Origin of the sequence: Segatella copri, assembly GCF_009494395.1 — a bacterium.
Lineage (GTDB): Bacteria > Bacteroidota > Bacteroidia > Bacteroidales > Bacteroidaceae > Prevotella.
This window is the reverse complement of record NZ_VZCB01000079.1, coordinates 142,950-161,928: the sequence shown is the minus strand read 5'-3', so window position 1 is coordinate 161,928 and position 18,979 is coordinate 142,950. Positions and strand designations below refer to the sequence as shown.

General features: G+C 45.6%; 14 protein-coding genes and 1 pseudogene. 9 read left to right on the top strand and 6 right to left on the bottom strand.

Going from position 1 to position 18,979, the window contains the following annotated elements:
• Nucleotides 1-19 precede the first annotated feature (19 nt).
• Nucleotides 20-982: a bile acid:sodium symporter gene (locus F7D73_RS10340; RefSeq protein ID WP_153124457.1), complete on the top strand. Its 963-nt coding sequence runs from the start codon at nt 20-22 to the stop codon at nt 980-982.
• A gap of 763 nt (nt 983-1,745) precedes the next feature.
• Here the strand turns inward: F7D73_RS10340 and F7D73_RS10335 are convergent.
• From F7D73_RS10335 to F7D73_RS10315, 5 genes are all read right to left on the bottom strand, one after another.
• Complete coding sequence (locus F7D73_RS10335) at nt 1,746-2,654, bottom strand: hypothetical protein (protein ID WP_153124455.1); 909 nt, start codon at nt 2,652-2,654, stop codon at nt 1,746-1,748.
• A 22-nt stretch (nt 2,655-2,676) separates the two neighbouring features.
• Nucleotides 2,677-4,233, bottom strand: coding sequence for an alpha-L-fucosidase (locus tag F7D73_RS10330; protein WP_228117709.1), 1,557 nt, complete (start codon nt 4,231-4,233; stop codon nt 2,677-2,679).
• 225 nt (nt 4,234-4,458) lie between these two features.
• Nucleotides 4,459-4,944 carry an S-ribosylhomocysteine lyase gene (locus F7D73_RS10325; protein WP_153124453.1) on the bottom strand — a complete coding sequence of 162 codons (486 nt, stop codon included), beginning with the start codon at nt 4,942-4,944 and terminating at the stop codon, nt 4,459-4,461.
• 26 nt (nt 4,945-4,970) lie between these two features.
• Nucleotides 4,971-5,669, bottom strand: coding sequence for a 5'-methylthioadenosine/adenosylhomocysteine nucleosidase (locus F7D73_RS10320; protein WP_153124451.1), 699 nt, complete (start codon nt 5,667-5,669; stop codon nt 4,971-4,973).
• A 135-nt stretch (nt 5,670-5,804) separates the two neighbouring features.
• On the bottom strand, nt 5,805-6,482 hold the full coding sequence (locus F7D73_RS10315) for a porin family protein (RefSeq protein ID WP_153124449.1): 678 nt from the start codon (nt 6,480-6,482) through the stop codon (nt 5,805-5,807).
• Between the two features lie 200 nt (nt 6,483-6,682).
• Between F7D73_RS10315 and F7D73_RS10310 the strand changes: the two genes are divergently transcribed.
• The 6 genes from F7D73_RS10310 (at nt 6,683) to F7D73_RS10285 (ending at nt 16,769) form a co-directional block, all read left to right on the top strand.
• Nucleotides 6,683-9,190 carry a YfhO family protein gene (locus tag F7D73_RS10310; RefSeq protein WP_153124446.1) on the top strand — a complete coding sequence of 836 codons (2,508 nt, stop codon included), beginning with the start codon at nt 6,683-6,685 and terminating at the stop codon, nt 9,188-9,190.
• Between the two features lie 13 nt (nt 9,191-9,203).
• Nucleotides 9,204-10,025, top strand: a complete 822-nt coding sequence (locus F7D73_RS10305; protein WP_153124444.1) for a GSCFA domain-containing protein — start codon at nt 9,204-9,206, stop codon at nt 10,023-10,025.
• A 28-nt stretch (nt 10,026-10,053) separates the two neighbouring features.
• A complete protein-coding gene (locus F7D73_RS10300; RefSeq protein ID WP_153124442.1) occupies nt 10,054-12,531 on the top strand; it encodes a bifunctional UDP-N-acetylmuramoyl-tripeptide:D-alanyl-D-alanine ligase/alanine racemase in 2,478 nt (825 codons plus the stop codon).
• Nucleotides 12,532-12,762: 231 nt separating this feature from the next.
• Nucleotides 12,763-14,127, top strand: coding sequence for a PTS galactitol transporter subunit IIC (locus F7D73_RS10295; RefSeq protein WP_153124440.1), 1,365 nt, complete (start codon nt 12,763-12,765; stop codon nt 14,125-14,127).
• Between the two features lie 96 nt (nt 14,128-14,223).
• Nucleotides 14,224-15,189 carry a 5-dehydro-4-deoxy-D-glucuronate isomerase gene (gene kduI, locus F7D73_RS10290; RefSeq protein WP_153124438.1) on the top strand — a complete coding sequence of 322 codons (966 nt, stop codon included), beginning with the start codon at nt 14,224-14,226 and terminating at the stop codon, nt 15,187-15,189.
• A gap of 110 nt (nt 15,190-15,299) precedes the next feature.
• Nucleotides 15,300-16,769 carry an MFS transporter gene (locus F7D73_RS10285; protein ID WP_153124436.1) on the top strand — a complete coding sequence of 490 codons (1,470 nt, stop codon included), beginning with the start codon at nt 15,300-15,302 and terminating at the stop codon, nt 16,767-16,769.
• Nucleotides 16,770-16,912: 143 nt separating this feature from the next.
• Here the strand turns inward: F7D73_RS10285 and F7D73_RS10280 are convergent, their stop codons facing one another.
• Nucleotides 16,913-17,650: a nitroreductase family protein gene (locus F7D73_RS10280; RefSeq protein WP_153124434.1), complete on the bottom strand. Its 738-nt coding sequence runs from the start codon at nt 17,648-17,650 to the stop codon at nt 16,913-16,915.
• A gap of 377 nt (nt 17,651-18,027) precedes the next feature.
• Here F7D73_RS10280 and F7D73_RS10275 point away from each other — a divergent pair.
• Together F7D73_RS10275 and folB are read left to right on the top strand one after the other, a co-directional pair.
• A pseudogene (locus F7D73_RS10275) lies at nt 18,028-18,477 on the top strand (adenosylcobalamin-dependent ribonucleoside-diphosphate reductase); the annotation flags it as partial.
• A 91-nt stretch (nt 18,478-18,568) separates the two neighbouring features.
• Complete coding sequence (folB, locus tag F7D73_RS10270; protein WP_153124433.1) at nt 18,569-18,946, top strand: dihydroneopterin aldolase; 378 nt, start codon at nt 18,569-18,571, stop codon at nt 18,944-18,946.
• The last annotated feature ends 33 nt before the right edge of the window (nt 18,947-18,979 follow it).

Below are 18,979 nucleotides of genomic sequence, written 5' to 3'. Positions count from 1 at the left end.
CTTTTTTTAATGTATGCGTATGTGGTTGTGGAAATTCTTTAGAAAGTTTTCTTTGCCCTGTTCCCTGGTATTGGGAGCAGTGGGCTATCTGATTTTTGCCAATGTTCCTTTCCTGGAACCTTTGGGCGATGCGGTGGGACCGAAGCTGGTGGATATGATGCCGGTGGTGCTCTTTGCCTTGCTCTATGTTACCTTCTGTAAGATTGAAATCAAGGAGATGAAACCGAAGGCTTGGCATTTTATCCTGCAGCTCATCCGAACCAGTCTGGCACTGATGATGGTGGTGCTTATCTTCGAATTCGGAGATAATTATGAAACCAAGCTGGTGCTCGAAGGTGCTTTCATCTGTTTTATCTGTCCTACGGCGGCTGCCGTGGCTGTGGTGACGGAGAAGTTGGGTGGAAGCATCGGCTCGTTGACAACTTATACGGTGATAGCCAATGTCTTTACGATGGTTATCATTCCTAGTCTTTTCCCGATGGTAGAAAAGGGGGCAGATGTTTCCTTTCTTTTCATGAGTGCGATGGTGTTCAGAAACGTAACCACGGTACTGGTGGTACCTTTGCTTCTGGCTTTGCTGAGCCGCAGGTTTCTGCCTAAGTGGGTGGATAAGGTGAAGAGCGTGAAGGATTTGGGCTTCTATATGTGGTGCTTCAACCTTACTATCCTGATGGGTGAGACGGTTCGCAATATCCTCCATGCCGAGGTTTCGGGATGGATTCTTGCCTTGCTGCTCATTGTTCCGCTCTTTGTCTGTCTCATCCAGTTTGCCATCGGTAAGGCGGTGGGCAGACATTATGATGCGAGTATCAGTGCCGGTCAGGCTCTTGGACAGAAGAATACCATTGTGGGTATCTGGCTCACCCTTACTTTCCTCAATCCGCTTGCTGCCGTAGCACCGGGCGCTTATGTGGTTTGGCAGAACCTGGTGAATGGCTGGCAACTGTGGTATAAGGAGAAATACGGAAAACTGAAATGGTAGGATGCTAAGTTATAATGATGCGGTAATACTGTGAATGATAGAAATCGGACTGAGTAATATTATATTCGTACTGGGTAATATTATATTCGTACTGGGTAATATTATATTCTGCCCGTACTTTGGCTGAATATAATACGATGTTTCTGAATGTGCCTCGGCACGGCAATTTATTGCCCCCTTCTAGGGCAATAAATTGCCGTACCGAGATATTTTTTTATATCTCGGGATGAAAAATAGAGAGTAGGGCGTGGTATACTGAAAAGCAGTATATCGGGTGTGTAAGAGCCAGCTTCGATTTTACTCTTCACTCTTCACATTTTATAGGTAACCTTCTGTGCTACTGTGGGTTGAGTGGATGAAGAGTTGATGGGCACTCTTCACCACTCTTCACCACTCTTCACTTTAGTGGGAAAATGGCTTCTATTGAGGCTTGTCTTTGCCATCTATTGAGGCTTGCTTCAGCCATCTATTAAGGCTCGCTTTAAGTCTCATTTGCTTCTGAAATAAGCCTTTTTCCAATTTGATTTAAGCCTTAGATAAAGTTTACGTGGGGCTTTGTTAAAGTTTACTTGAGTCTTATTCCGATTCCAGGAGACTCTGAAAGCCCTTTCTGAGCTGCTCAAAATCACTTGATGTGAAGAGCGGTGAAGAGTTGTGAAGAGATAAAATAACTCTTCACCCTTCCAACTTGCAGTAACACAGAAAGTTATATGCAAAATGTGAAGAGTGAAGAGTGAAAACGAAACTGGGTTGTATTCCTTGTTTATTTGCTTGTCGAGATAAATATGCACTCGATGGTTACGTTGCCATCCATCCATTTGGCTGGAATGGTATAGGTGCCATCCTTGGCGATATCTGTCTTCTTGAGCGATTCTATCTGGTCACCATGGGTAATGGTGAAGTCACCGTAGGTGAATCCTGGAGCAGGAACCATCTTCACCTTGAATGGCTTGCCGTATGCCACCTTGTGGTTGTTGAGGGTGGTTCCGTCTGCTGCGGTCACCATACCGTTGCGGTTAGCCTCGGTTACAGAAACAAACTCGCTGTGAGCCTTCTTCTTTGCAGCACCTTCGGTCTTCAGCAAGGTGATGCGGGGAGCGTTGGTCAGGTGGATATTGATGTCGTCAATATATACTACTTCATCCTGCTTCATCTCGTGAGGTGACTCAGCATGAGGAACCACTACCAGGCTATAGATGTCTACACCTTCTGCACTCTTGATTGGGAAAACGGCATCAGCCCACTGTCCTGCAGGAACAGGAGTGGTTGACTTGATCCAGAACTGCTCCACTTCGTTGGACTGTCCGGCTCTGTCTCTACGCTTTCCGAGTCCTACCAGCATCACTCTGCCTTCCATCGGACGGTTGATAAGTACATGAACTACTTTTCCTGAAGGCCCCAGTGCGATAGGTTTCTTCAGATCTATTCTTGCCCCGAAGATGTTGGATGCCAGGCGTGAACGCTGGAAGGCAAGCACCTTCTTGTTGGGATTGTTGGTGAGGTCAGGATTATCCACGACTTCGCAGTTGCCCGCCAGTTCTCCTGTGCGGAATGGGGAATGCTCCCATCTGTCGTAAACTCCCACGGATTTGTAATCCTGGGTGTCGAACTTAATTTCTTGTCCCATTGCAGCCAATGGTAACAAACACAATGCTATGAGTAATTTCTTCATATTCTTAGTGTAGAGTCAAAGTTTAAAATACTTTAATGGAATGTAACAATGGGCAAGCCTTGCTGTCATCGATGACAACCTTCAGGCCTTTCACCTGATAACCCTTGCCGTAGCTGTCGGATGTGCTGCCGTTCAACGGGATGATGCGCTTGTATCCGATGGTTGTGGTGGTGCACTTCTCTGCGATAGGTTTCCATGTCTTTCCGTCTTCAGAGATTTCGATATGGAACTTTCTTACTCGCTGACCCTTGCGGATGTACTCCATCATATCAACATAGCGAACGGTCTGAGGCTTGTCCCAGTTGAAGGTGATGGTAGCCTGCTTCACGCCATCATCAGTAGCCCAATAGGTATTCTTGTTGTTATCGGTCAGGTTCTTGGCAGCATAGTTGCGGTTGGCACCAGCCTTTCTGGTGTTGCTTACAGTAACCTTTGCCTTCTTTGCCAGGTCCTTGCCCAGGCGGGTACGAATCATGTTGCCCATATCCTTGAGGACGCGAACGTCGATCTCTGGCAACTGACCACTCTTGTCTGGAGGGCAGTTGAGAATCAAGGTAGCATTTCTACCTACAGTCTCCAGATACATCTGGAAGAGTCGCTCTACAGAGAGAGGCTTCTCGCCCTCGTGCCAGAACCATCCCTTGTCAGTAAGTTTGGCATCGCTCTCTCCCGGGTCCCACTGCCATCCGTCTTCGGTACCATACATACCGTTGCTTTCAGGAGCATAACCTCTTTCGTCGGTGAGCCAGTTTGTTTCGCCAGCCCATCCTGCCTCGTTACCAATCCATCTTGACTCAGCGCCCACACCCCAGAGGATGATGTCTGGACAAACCTTGTGGATGGAATCTCTGAGGTTAGGAATGTCATAATAGGTAGAACGGTCTACATTGACGGTGGTATTGCGTCCGCCGTAGTATCCGTCGCCACCGTTGGCACCGTCGAACCACATTTCGAACTGGTCTTTACCATACTGAGCCAATTCTGCGCACTGACGGAGGAAAACGTCGTTGACATATTTCTCTGTGCCGTAGTATTTGCTGTTTCTGTCCCATGGAGAAACATAGAAACCATACTTCATTCCCAAGCTTCGGGCAGCCTTGGCAAAGTCGCGTGGAATGTTGGTGGTCTTACCGTTCTCATTGCCGGCATTGACGATGGAATGGTCAGTAGTAGATGTAGGCCAGAGGCAGAAACCGTCATGATGCTTGACTACAGCGATACCGCCCTTCATGCCAGCAGCCTTTACAGCCTTGAGCCATTGAGTAGGGTTAGGCTTCTTGGTAGGTGCAAAAAGGGTTACGTCTTCACTTCCCAATCCCCATTCTCTGTTGGTATAGGTGTTCATTCCGTAATGAAAGAAGGCATAGAATTCTGTCTCCTGCCATTTCATCTGGCGATCGCTAGGAACAGGGAACACAGCTGTAGGCTCGTTGTCCGGATTAGGCAACGACTGCTGCTTAACTTGGAATACACTCTGAGAGTGGCCAGTCATGGTAGACATGATGAAGGTCACTCCAAACAAAACTTTTTTGATGTTCATGGTTGTTGTATTAAAATCGATACACTTTATTCTTGCCATAAAAAGAAGTTGATAATTGTTAGTTATTGTCGTTATTGGTGATTGTCGTTAATATATAAATCTTATGCAAAGATAATGCAAACGAGCGCAATGAAAGCTTGCTTTCAAATTGCCGAGTGCAGCTTATCTTATGCAAAGATATGAGTTTTCGGAAAAGTTTCAAAACTTTTCAGGTTAATTAAATATAAACGCCCGCAATTTGTGGTTGCGGGCGTTCATATATGATTAATCCTGTGTAGGATAAATCAAGTTAGCTTCTGTGATACAGTTGAGCACCTCTTCGAGATATTTCTTCGATTCGTACTTAGCCATAGGCAGGTCGTGGAGCAGATAGTTGCCGCAATCCTTGGCTGCCTGTCCAGGAATTTCGCCTTCGAAATCGGCAATGAACTGGAAAGTACGCTTCATCAGTTCTACGATGTCCTTGCTCTCCAGATCGCCACGGATGAGGAGGTAGTTGCCGGTAAGGCATCCCATTGGTCCCCAGTAGATGATGCGGTCTTTCCACTCCTCGTCGTTACGCAGGTAAGTGGCAGCAAGGTGCTCGATGGTATGGATGGCACCGTTGTGGAGGCATGGCTCCTGGTTAGGCACCTTCATGCGGATATCGAAAGTGGTGACTACTTCTCCGCCTACTTCGTCCTTGCGGCTTACGTAAATGCCGCGGAGCAACTTGTTATGATTGATTGTGAAACTTGGAATCTTATTCATATAGTTTATAATTTACAATTTATAGTTTACAGACTTTCGAGGAATGCCTTGGTGACATTGAATGAGCCTTCTGCCATTTTAGCCCAGAAGTCGAAGTACTGCTGTGCCTTGGTATCCTTCAGAGGAACATCGCTGATGATGCGGAAGGAGATGAAAGGTGTTTTGTAGATGTGGCAGGTCTGGGCAATGGAGCAGCTCTCCATATCCACAGCCATGGCATGAGGGAAGTGCTCCAGGATAGAGTGCATCTTCTCCTTGCTGTCTACAAACCATTCGCCGCTAACAATCTGTCCTGCATGAATCTTTGGATGCTGGTTGTCGGGCAATTCATTGATGGCAAGTGCTTTCTCCACATACTCCTTGGGAGTCTTGAAGGTGGCTGGCATACCGAGAATCTGTCCATACTCGCATTCATCACCGCAGTAAGCATCGTGATAAACACAGTTGGTTGCCACAACCACTTCGGTTACGTTGAGGTTGATGTCAGCGCCTCCAGCCACACCCGAAGAGATAACGAGGTCAGGGTGATAGTTGTCAATCATTTCCACCGCTCCGATGGCGCTGTTCACTTTTCCGATGCCGCACTGCTGCATCACCACCTCGTTCTCGCCGATTTTTCCGATGACGAAGTCCTTATGATTCTTTCGCTCTGTCTGCGATTCTGTCAATAATGTCTTGAGCTGCGTGAACTCCTTGTCCATCGCAACGATAATTCCTATTCTCATACTGATTTATTTCAAATTTGGGTGCAAAGTTACAAAATAAATCCCATAAAAGAACAATTCCCCACCTATATTTTATAATAGGCAGGGAAATGTATATCAAGTTTTAACTACAAAACGTATGGTTGTTTTCTTCTGTTAGAAATTTACGCCAAAATTGAGCATGACGGCTCTGTTGCGTGCCTTGTCAAATGTATCGTGGCAGATGTTGGCAAGACCGAGGTCGTAGGTGAGGTCGGCATAGAACATGTCGTAGCCGATGCCGCAACCGATGCGGAGACCGCCATCCAGGCGACGGAAGTTGTCGCTTCGGAATGAACTCTGAGCCTCGCGCTCAGCAAAGTTCTTGATCTTGCCACCCACGCCTGCTGCAAAATATCCACCGGCAAACGGCTCTATGGTTAAGTCGTCATCTATCTCATACTTGTATTTTACTACTACCGGAATCTCCAGATAGTTGAGGTCGTAGGTCATCTTCTTGCCGCCACCTAAGGATTTCTTTCCACCTTTTTCTATATAATAGAGACCGGTCTCCAGATAGAGTGGGTCAGAATAGGTAAGCGGGAAGCCGGCTACTACACCTACGTTGAGACCTGTCTGCCAGTCGCCACCATCGAGACGGCTGTCGTCAGAAGTGACGTATGAGAATCCGGGTCCGATGCGGATGCCGTAATAGGTATCGACGCCCTTATTGTTGAATCCATAGTCGAGATGTCCCGTCTTCTGGTTATAATATTTACTGTGCTTGTAATTCTGTGCAGTAGATGGGATGACTGCCATCAGCATCGCCATCATGATAAATACGATTTTTTTCATAATCTTACTCATTTTATGTTTATGGGTGCAAAGGTATGACTTATCGGCAGATAAACCAAGATAGTTTCCCTAAAAGTTAGGGGGAAACCCCTATTGTGACTTTTCTTCGATAAAAAAAGTAAAAAGTTTCTTCTTTTATTTTGTAGTGTCTTCGATTTGTGCTAACTTTGTCCCCAAAATTATAAACGTTTATAGAAAATATGAAATTTTTGAAGAAGTATCTACTGGATATTCTGGTAGTAATTGTTTTTGCGGTAATCTCCTTCGCCTACTTCATGCCAGCTGACATGGACGGACGAATCCTGTTCCGTCATGACTCTGCGGCAAGCAAGGGACTGGGACATGAGAAGGAACTTTACCAGCAGCAGACTGGCGAGACTACTCGCTGGACCAACTCTGTATTCGGCGGAATGCCAACTTATCAGATGTCGCCTTCGTATGGCAGTACCAAGGTGCTCGACCAGGTAACTAAGGCTTATCACCTGTGGCTGCCAGATTATGTATGGTATGTATTCGTATATCTTCTTGGCTTCTACATCATGTTGCGTGCTTTCGATTTCCGACAATCGCTGGCGGCATTGGGTAGTATCATCTGGGCATTCTCGTCCTACTTCTTTATCATTATCGCAGCCGGTCATATCTGGAAGGTATGGGCACTGGCTTATCTGCCTCCTATGATTGCAGGTGTGGTGCTGGCTTATCGCGGCAAGTATCTGAAAGGCTTGCTCCTGACAGCTATCTTTTCGGCTTTCGAGGTGAATGCCAACCATGTGCAGATGACTTATTATTACCTCTTCATCATCCTCTTCATGGTGATTGCCTTCCTGGTAGAAGCCATCCAGAAGAAGCAGCTGGCTCGTTTTGGAAAGGCTACAGCGGTATGCGCAGTGGGTGCCCTCATCGGTATCTCGCTCAACCTGTCCAACCTTTATCATACCTGGCAGTATGGCCAGGAAACCATGCGCGGAAAGAGTGAACTGGTAAAGAAAAACTCTGCTAATCAGACCAGTAGCGGTCTGGATAGAGACTATATCACTCAGTGGAGTTATGGTATTGACGAGACTTGGACGCTCCTGGTTCCAGATGCCAAGGGCGGTGCTTCCGTGCCTCTTGCCCAAAACGAGAAGGCAATGGAGAAGGCAGACCCTAACTTTGTTCAGATTTATCAGCAGCTGGGTCAGTACTGGGGTAATCAGCCTGGTACCAGCGGTCCGGTATATGTTGGAGCATTCGTATGTATGCTCTTTATCCTTGGGCTGTTTATCGTAAAGGGTCCGATGAAGTGGGCTTTGCTCGCTGCCACCATTCTGAGCATCCTGCTCTCATGGGGTAGAAACTTCATGCCGTTCACCAATTTCTTCCTGGATTATATTCCGATGTATGCCAAGTTCCGAACGGTGGCTTCCATCCTCGTTATCGCCGAGTTTACCATTCCGCTGCTGGCGATGATGGCGTTGAAGAAGATTGTGGATGAACCGGAAGTGCTGACTTCTAAAATTAAATATGTATACGCCAGCTTTGGCCTGACTGCAGGTTTCTGCTTGCTCTTTGCCATCATGCCGAGCGTATTCTTCCCTGATTTCGTCTCAGCCCAGGAGACTCAGGCGCTGCAGCAGTTGCCTGCTGAATATCAGGGTCCTATTATCAGCAATCTGGTAGAGATTCGCAAGAGTATCTTTACTTCTGATTGCTGGCGTTCGTTCTGGATTATCGTTATCGGTTCAGCCTTCCTGCTGCTTTATAAGATGAAGAAGCTCGGTGCAGAATTCATGATTGCCGGTATCGCTGTGCTTTGTCTCGTAGATATGTGGATGGTAAACAAGCGTTATCTCTATGACGATATGTTCGTGGACAAGGTAGAGCGTGATGCTCCTCAGCAGATGACAGAGACCGATAAGATTATCTGTCGCGATAAGGCACTCGACTATCGTGTGCTCAATCTCGCATCGAATACCTTCAATGAGAACGAGACTTCTTATTATCATAAGAGTATCGGTGGATATCATCCAGCTAAGTTGCGCCGTTATCAGGAGATGATTGATGCTCACATCGCTCCTGAGATGCAGAAGACAATGAAGGCTGTGGCTGAGGCTGGCGGTGATATGACCAAGGTGAATGGCGATAGCATCTTCCCCGTATTGAATATGCTGAATGCCAAGTACTTCATCATGCCTTTGCAGGGCGGTCAGACTGTTCCTGTTCAGAATCCATACGCCTACGGCAATGCCTGGTTTGTTGACGAGGTGAAGTATGTGAACAATGCCAACGAGGAAATCGAGGGCGTGGGCAAGGTGAACCTCCGTCATGTAGCCGTGGCTGATGCCAAGTTCAAGGAGCAGCTGAATCAGAGTGTAAAGCAGGATGATACTTCGGTTGTGAAGATGACTGCCTATAAGCCAAACAACTTGACTTACGAGGTGAAATCGAGCAAGGGTGGTGTCATCGTTTTCTCTGAAATCTACTATCCGGGTTGGTCTGCTACCGTAGATGGGGAGCCTGTTGAACTCGGTAGAGTTGACTATATTCTCCGTGCGCTCAATGTGAAACCGGGTAATCATAAGGTGGTACTCGACTTCCATCCACAGTCGCTCAAAAATACAGAGACTGTAGCATACGTAGGTTATGGCGTTCTTGTACTCCTTATTATAATAGGTATAGGAGTGGAAGTCAAGAAACGCAAGAAGAATACTGAAGTAGTTAAGGAATAAAGGAGTAGAAGAGATGCTGTTTCGGACAGAAATCGATATTCCTAAGGCTGACTTTGAGATACAGCCGGCAGAGCAAATGCTCTTTGTGGGCAGTTGCTTTGCCGATAATCTGGGTCGCCGATTCCTGGAGAATCGCTTCCGGGCTACGGTGAATCCTTTCGGAGTGATGTATAATCCGGCTAGTATTCTTCATACGGTGGAGAAGAGCCTGGATGTTCATCCACGGGTTGCGGTCTTTACGCTGGGGACAAACCATGTGTATATATTGAAGGAGACGGGCGAAATAGTGGACAACTGCCAGAAACGTCCACAGCGTCTCTTCGAAGAAAGGAAACTGAGCGTGGATGAATGTGCGGACTATCTGCAAAAGGCGATAGATTTGCTGAAAGCAGAAAGAAAGGAAGCTTCATCTGCCGACGGTGGCTTGAAGGTTATCATTACGGTGAGTCCTATCCGGTATGCCAAGTATGGCTATCACGGAAGTCAACTTTCGAAGGCAACACTCCTTTTGGCTGCTGATAAGCTGTTGAAGGCGAATCCGGGAGTGGTGAGCTATTTCCCGGCTTACGAAATCATGAACGATGAACTTCGTGATTATCGCTTCTATAAGGAAGACATGCTGCATCCGAGCGACCAGGCTGTGGAGTATATCTGGGAGAAATTCCGGACAGCATACTTCGGAAAAGCAGCCGAACAGTTTCTGGAAGACTGGAGACCCATCAGGGAAGCGCTCGGACACAGACCCTTCAATCCTGATAGCGAAGAACACAAAAAGTTTATCGCCAGGACGGAAGAGAGGAAAAGAGAATTTGAGGAGAAGTATCTTCTCTTGTAAAATATAGAATCATTAAAGTATTAAGACAATGACATATACTATTGAAAAGGTAACCACACTGATAGGTGCGCGTCGCTATGGAGACAATGATACCAACATCGGTTTTATCCTGACCGATAGTCGTTCACTTTGTTTCCCAGAGGAAACTCTATTCTTTGCGCTCAAGTCGGAGCGTAATGATGGTCACAACTACATACCTGAGCTGTATCGCAGAGGTGTGAAAAACTTTGTGGTGACCGATGTTCCTAAGGGATATGCTTCTGATTATCCGGAGGCAAACTTCCTGAAGGTTGTCAATACGCTGGAGGCTTTGCAGCGTCTGGCTGAGCGTCATCGTGATGAATTCAATATCCCTATCGTGGGGATTACGGGTTCCAACGGCAAGACCATGGTCAAGGAGTGGCTCTATCAGTTGCTCTCACCAAGTATGTTCGTTACCCGAAGTCCTAGAAGTTACAATTCCCAGATAGGTGTGCCATTGTCTGTCTGGTTAATGAACGAACAGACTCAGGTGGGCGTGTTCGAGGCTGGTATCAGTCAGCCAGGTGAGATGCTTGCCCTTCGCGACATCATCCAGCCTACCATTGCTGTTCTTACCAATCTAGGTTCTGCCCATCAGGAGAACTTCTCTTCCCTGGAGGAGAAGTGCCGTGAGAAGCTCATCCTCTTCCATGATGCTGATACCGTGGTTTATGATGGAGATAATGAGGTGATTACCAAGGTGGTGGCTGAATATCCTGATTATAAAGGTGAAAAACTCTTCTGGTCGCTCAAGAATCCTGAGGCTCCTTTCTTTGTCAAGAGCATCGAGAAGCAGCAGAGCGTGAGCGTCATCACCTATATATATAAAGGTGAGGTGGATAGTTTCTCCATCCCATTCATCGATGATGCTTCTATCCAGAACTCTATCATCAGCGCTGTGGTGGCTTCTAAGCTCGGAGTCTCTGCTGAGGATATTGATAAGCGTATGGCGAAACTCGAGCCTGTGGCTATGAGACTGGAAGTGAAGGTGGGACAGCACGGATGTACTCTTATCAACGACAGTTACAACAGCGACATCAATTCGCTTGACATTGCTCTCGACTTCATGAATCGTCGTCCGGATCATCGTGGTCGCCGTCATACCTTGATATTAAGCGATATCTATCAGAGCGGCCAGACTCCGGAGGCGCTATATAAAGAAGTGAGCGATCTCGCCCGCAAGCGTGGAGTTGTGAAATTCATCGGTATTGGTCCTGAACTCTGCAAGCAGCATGATATTATTCAGATTTCTGAAAAGTTCTTCTTCCAGGATGTAGAGGAATTCATAGCCAGCGAGGTCTTTGCTTCCTTGCGTGATGAGGTTATCCTGCTGAAGGGAGCTCGCCAGTTTGGTTTTGACCAATTGACCGAGTTGCTGGTTCAGAAGGTTCATGAAACCACTCTTGAGGTGAATTTGAATGCAGTGGTAGCCAACTTGAATTACTATCGTGCCTTTATGAAGCCAGAGACAAAGCTTGTCTGCATGATTAAGGCTGACGGTTATGGAGCTGGAGCTGTTGAAATCGCAAAGACTTTGCAGGATCACCGTGTAGATTATCTGGCTGTGGCTGTTGCCGATGAAGGTGTAACCCTGCGCAAGAACGGAATCACCAGCAATATCATGATCATGAATCCGGAGATGACCGCCTTCAAGACCATGTTCGATTATGACTTGGAACCAGAGGTTTACTCATTCCGTTTGCTCGATGCACTGATTAAGGCTGCTGAGAAGGAGGGAGTAACAGGATTCCCTGTTCATATCAAGCTGGATACTGGTATGCATCGCATGGGATTTGATCCGGAAAACGATATGGAGGAATTGATCGGCAAGCTGAAGCATCAGAATGCCATTATCCCTCGTTCTGTGTTCTCTCACTTCGTGGGTAGTGATGATGACAGCTTCGATGACTTCTCTGCCCATCAGTTTGAACTCTTCGATAAGGGAAGCAAACAGTTGCAGGCTGCCTTCGACCATAAGATCTTGCGTCATATCTGTAATTCTGCAGGTATCGAGCACTTCCCTGAGCGTCAGTTGGACATGTGTCGCCTAGGTCTTGGACTTTATGGAATCAACTCCCGCAACAATAAGACAATCAACTGCGTGAGCACCCTGAAGACTACCATCCTGCAGATGCACCATGTGAAGGCGGGAGATAGTGTAGGTTACAGTCGCAAGACCATTCTTGATAAGGATAGTGTGATTGCAGCCATTCCTATCGGTTATGCCGATGGCTTGAACCGCCGACTCGGCAATCGACATGCTTATTGCCTTGTCAACGGACAGAAGGCAGATTATGTAGGCAACATCTGTATGGATGTGGCGATGATAGATGTGACAGGCATCGATTGCAAGGAAGGTGATTCTGTGGAAATCTTCGGAGAGCATCTTCCTGTTCAGACGCTGAGCGATATTCTGGAAACTATTCCTTACGAAGTTCTGACTACCATCAGCAACCGAGTGAAGAGAGTTTATTATCAGGACTAGGAAGTGAAGAACGACGTTCAATTCGTCAATAAATCGTGCAAAAACGGATAAAAATCGATAAATCCCATCCGAAAAGCTCGGATGGGATTTTTTTTAAGTAATATTTTCCATCAAAACGTATTGAATATGAAGAAAAAAGTGTATCTTTGCAACCAACAAATCATCTAAAAACAGGTGGAGGTGCACTTTTGGTGTGTTTTCTTAACTATTTAACAAATTCAAAAAGTAATAATGGAACAGGTATTTAGCTATATCATCAGTCTAGGTGCGAGCGTGATGATGCCTATCATCTTCACGGTCATTGGACTATGTATTGGCATGAAATTCGGAAAAGCGTTGAAATCGGGACTCTTCGTAGGTGTGGGTTTCGTGGGTTTGGGGGTGGTCACTGCTTTGTTGACTACTAACTTCAATGACCCGTTGAAGGCTATCTCCGACATCTATCACCTACAGTTGAACGTGTTTGATATGGGATGGCCTGCCGCTGCTGCCGTAGCTTATAATACAGCAGTGGGTGCTCTGATTATCCCAATCTGCTTGGGTGTCAACTTTCTGATGTTGATAACCAAGACCACCCGTACGGTGAACATCGATCTTTGGAACTACTGGCACTTTGCATTTATCGGTGCCGTGGCTTACTTCGTAATGGGTGAAAGTTTGCTTTGGGGATACTTTGCTGCCATCGTCTGCTATATGATAACATTGGTATGTGCAGACCTCACTGCAGAAAAGTTCCAGAAGTATTACGATTTGGATGGTATCTCTATTCCGCAGCCATTCTGCCAGAGTTTCATGCCATTCGCTATCATCTTCAACAAACTCCTGGATATGATTCCTGGTTTCTCTAAGCTCGATGTTGATGCAGAGGGATTGAAGAAGAAGTTTGGCGTGCTCGGCGAACCATTGGTTCTCGGTGTCATCGTAGGTGCTTTGATTGGTTGGGCTGCACAGCTCGATATCAAGAAAATTCTCTTTCTCGGTGTAACCATGGGAGCAGTGATGGAGCTGATTCCTCGTATCACCTCTTTGTTTATTGATGGTTTGAAGCCAATCTCAGAGAAGACACAGGAGTTGGTAAAGACCAAGTTCAACGGTAAGAAGGTTCATATCGGTATGAGTCCTGCCTTGGTGATTGGTCATCCTACTACTCTGGTAGTATCAGTCATCCTGATTCCTGTCATTTTGGCTATAGCAGTCTTCTTGCCTGGTAACCAGTTCTTGCCATTGGCATCATTGGCTGGTATGTTCTACCTCTTTCCAATGATATTGCCATTCACCAAGGGAAATGTAGTGAAAACCCTTATCATAGGTTTGGTAGCTCTCATCATCGGTCTCTACTTTGTAACCGATATGGCTCCAGACTTTACAATGGCTGCCAATCAGGTTTATGCAGCTACTGGTGATAATGCCGCTCATATTCCTGACGGATTTTCGGGCGGTGCACTCGATTTCGCATCTTCTCTCTTTGGATGGGTCATCTATCGTGGCGTGAAGCTTTCATACATCGGTATGGGTGTGCTCACCATCATCACTATCGCCTTGTTGGTTCTCAACCGTCAGCGCATCGTGAAGGAAGAGAGAAAGGTAAAAGGGTAAAAAGAGCCTTTCCCCTCCTGCCCCCGTTCCCAGCGATTCCATCGCTGGTCCCCAATTTTTAAATCTTAAAGGTAAAAAAGTAAAAACAAAATAGTAATGAAGAAATTAACATTAATATTAGCAGCAATGGTATTAACAGCAAGTCAGGCTTTTGGCCAGTGTGGTAAGTGTGGATACGAGGTAAAGGCAGAAAATGCCTACACCAATTATAACGTTCGTTATGCTAGCAACCCAATGGATGCCAAGCATTACACAACAGACCGCCTTCGCAGCGAGTTCGCTATCGAGAAGGTGTTCGCTCCAGGTGAGGTAAACTGGACATACACTATGTTCGACCGTTTCCTCATTGGTGGTGCAGAGCCAACAACAGCTCCTCTGAAGCTGACTTCTATCGCTCCTCTTTATACAGATAAGCCAAACGATCAGAAGAATCTGCTCGACAACCGTGAACTAGGTATCATCAACATCGGTGGTGAGGGTACTGTTACCGTAGATGGCAAGAAATATACTCTTGGTTTCCAGGAGGCTCTCTATGTAGGTCGTGGTGCCAAGAACATCGAGGTAAGTAGCAAGGATGCAGCTAAGCCAGCTAAGTTCTATATGAACAGTGCTTGCGCTCATCAGACATTCCCAAACAAGAAGGTGACTCTGAAGGATGCCAACAACATCAAGGCTGGTAGCTTGAAGGAGAGCAATGACCGTGTTATCCATCAGTTGATTATCGATGGTGTGGCTGGCGTTCGTACTTGTCAGTTGCAGATGGGTGTAACAGAGTTGAAGGAGGGTTCTGTATGGAATACCATGCCTGCTCATACTCATCTCCGTCGTATGGAGACATACCTTTATTATAATGTACCTGAGGGTCAGAAGATTCTCCACGTAATGGGTGAACCACAGGAGACACGTCCAATCTGGTTGAACAACGAGCAGGCAGTTATTGCTCCTGAGTGGTCTATCCACTGTGCAGCAGGTACCAGCAACTATACCTTTATCTGGGGTATGGCTGGTGAAAACCTTATCTATAACGATATGCAGGTAGTGAAGATTCCTACATTGGAATAATAGAGTGAGAAATATTGGCATAACCTGGCTTGAAGATACAAGCCAGGCTTTGCCGTCTAATAACTGGAATAAATAATAAATATAAAAATAACGCTTAAAAACTTAGACAAATGAGTCCTATTTCAACGAGTAAAATGTCCAACTTCCGTTGGGTTATCTGTGCGTTGCTTTTCATTGCTACCACAGTCAATTACATGGACCGTCAGGTTCTGTCATTAACATGGAAAGACTTCATCGCTCCAGAATTCCACTGGACTGATGACGACTACGGTACGATTACTGGTCTTTTCTCTATCTTCTATGCCATCGCTAACCTCTTTGCAGGTAAGTTCGTGGATTGGATGGGTACCAAGAAAGGTTATCTTATCGCTATTTTTGTATGGTCAACCGGTGCCGTGATGCATGCAGGTTGCGGTTGGGTAGCTATGCAGGTAGAGGGTTACGATTCTATCGAGGCACTCCGCATGGTACAGGCTGGTAGCGATGCAGCTGTTGCTATCGCCACCATCAGCGTATGGTTGTTCCTCTCTTGCCGTTTAATCCTTGCTGTGGGTGAGGCTGGAAACTTCCCTGCTGCTATCAAGGTAACGGCAGAGTACTTCCCAAAGAAGGACCGTGCGTTCTCTACTGCCATCTTCAATAGTGGTGCATCTGTTGGTGCCTTGGCAGCTCCAGCTACTATTCCATTGTTGGCTCGCAGCATGGGCTGGGAGTGGGCCTTCATCATCATCGGTGTGCTCGGTTATGTATGGATGGGCCTCTGGATGTGGCTTTATGAGAAGCCATCAAAGAGTAAGCATGTGAACAAGGCAGAGCTTACTTACATTGAACAGGATGAAGATCTCGATAAGGTTGAGACTGAGAATGCTGAGGCTGCTGAGACTACTGAAGAGGAGAAGACCATCGGCTTCCTCAAGTGTTTCAGCTATCGTCAGACATGGTCATTCATCGTTGGTAAGTTGATGACTGATGGTGTATGGTGGTTCTTCCTCTTCTGGGCTCCAGCTTACTTCTCAGATCAGTATGGTTACTCTTCTGACTCTGGTATGGGTATTGCCCTCATCTTCACTCTCTATGCGATTGTAACCGTATTGAGTATCGGTGGTGGTTACTTGCCAACCTACTTTGTAGACAAGAAGGGTATGAATCCATATATCGGTAGAATGCGTGCGATGTTGATCTTCGCTTGCTTCCCATTGCTTGGTCTGATTGCTCAGCCTATGGGTGAGTACAGTGCATGGTGGCCAGCTATTATCATTGGTTTGCTCGGTGCAGGTCATCAGGCTTGGTCAGCTAACCTCTATTCTACCATCGGTGATATGTTCCCTAAGTCAACTGTTGCTACAATCACTGGTATTGGTGCAATGGCTGGTGGTATCGGTTCTTTCCTTATCAACAAGGGTTCTGGTATGCTCTTCACCTACGCAGAGGGTCAGGGTTCTGCCTTCAGCTTCATGGGCTTCGATGGCAAGCCTGGTGCTTACATGATTGTATTCTGCATCTGTAGTGTTGCTTACCTCGTTGGTTGGTGCATCATGAAGGTACTGGTTCCTAAGTACAAGCCAATTGTGGTAGAGTAAATGATTAATTAATAATGAATAATTGATAATGAATAATTAATATTTCTGTTATTCAATTATTTGATGATAAAGAAAAAGCGCATCAGCATTTTGTTTTGCTGTTGCGCTTTTTGCGATATAATCCTTTGCGGTTCTTTTTACCTTTAAATAAATCCTTGCTGTTTGAGGGCATCCAGGAAGCCTTCACTCATCGCTTCACAGTCTTTCTTGGTATAGCGGATGTCTGTGAAAACTTGGGCGAGAGTCTCCACATTGTTGATGCGGACAAATTCCTTGTTCTCTTCCAGAGATTCCTTTTCTGAATAGAAATTATCTATTTTTTCTGGAGTGTAATCTTCAAAGGTCTCATTGTGAACGATGCTGCGTAATGGCAGACGGTCGGTTTGGACAGGGTGTTCATCTGGCCAACCGATGGTTAATGTAGCTACAGGCATTACGAGCTTAGGAAGCTTCAAGGTATCAATAATCATCTTTGGCATATAGACCGTTGTACCTAGAAAGCAAGTACCCAATCCAGCCTCTTCTGCCAGATTGGTAAATGTCTGGGTGAAGAGGAGAGCATCTGTGGCTGCATTCATGAAGGAGAGAATGTTATCGTAGCCAGGAGTTCCCTTGCGGTTCTCTGCCCATAGGGTGGTGCGACGATAATCGGCACAGATGGTGAGTACAACGGGAGCACCTGTCACCATCGGCTGGTTGAAATGAGCTGGAGCCAATGCCTTCTTGCCTTCCTCGCTACGGGTAATGACAACGCTGTAAAGCTGAAGATTACCCATGGTTGGGGTACGCATTGCATCTTCCAGCAATTGATTCAGAAGTTCGTCAGAAACTTCCTTCGTTGAATATTTTCTAATGCTTGTTCTGTTCTTGATTGATGTCATAACTTTCCTATTTATGTTATTATACCTTATTATATATAGTAGCTCCGTGTTGTTTTAGAGCCCTATTTTGATGCAAAGTTAGTGAAAGTTTTCCTAAATGGTACATATCTTTTATATTTTTAGTGAAATATATGGTAAAACGTTTCATATTTTAGAAATAAAATCTTAATTTTGCACCATAATATTAAACGTTTGATAGAATGAATAAAGAAAATACAAATTTTGAAGAGGCTACAAAGGTCTTGCTAGATGAGTTGAAAAACAATTTAGCTGCTCTTCATAAACAATATGAAGTGCGTCCGGCTGAATGGAGTAAGATGCATGATCAGCTGTTGAAAGTAGTTTCTGAGGAAACTCAAATTCCTTATGTACCTGAAGAGGTTGTAGAAGTGCGTCCAAGAGAATTGGAATGTGATGTCGTAAGATATCAGAATAATAAGGAAAAGTGGGTGGCTCTTGTTGGATTGCTCAATGGACATCCTTATGAAATCTTCACCGGCTTGCAGGATGAGGATGAAGGAATCATGCTCCCTAAGTCTGTTACTAAGGGTAAAATCGTGAAAACCGTTCTTGAGGATGGTGTGAAGCGTTATGACTTCCAGTTTGTCAACAAGCGTGGTTATAAGATGATTATTGAAGGTCTTAGTGAGAAGTTCAACCCTGAATACTGGAATTATGCAAAGTTGATTTCTGGTGTATTGCGTTATCGAATGCCTATTGAGCATGTAATCAAGCTTGTGAATCAGCTTCAGCTTACCTCGGATAGTATCAATACCTGGAAGAAAGGTGTAGAGAAAGCCCTCAAGAGATATCTCAATGATGGGAGCGCCTTTGATAGGGGTGACGACGACATGGAGGAAGAGGCTTAATACTGAGGTCTATTGAATCAGAAGACTAAACTATTTATGAAATTAAACTATGTCTGTTAGTAGTAGGATTTATTTGAAGAATGCTCGTTTTCATGCTTATCATGGCGTGTTGCCGCAGGAGAGAACTGTCGGCAACAACTATGTGGTGAATCTAGTCGTAGATTATGATTTCACTGATGCCATGGAAACGGATGAACTGTCTGCTACCATTAATTATGCAGAATTGTATGAAATCATCAAAGAGGAGATGGCTATACCAAGTAAGCTGCTGGAACATGTAGCGGGAAGAATCGGTAAAAGACTCTTTTCTGAATTTTCCGCTATTCGTCAAATGCAACTGGCTATTACTAAAGAGAATCCTCCTTTTGGAGCTGATTGTGACGGTGCAGGAGTTGAAGTTGTATTAACAAATGATAAAACTTACTAGTTAGTTTAGGTTTTCTGATAATAAAGTAGTAAT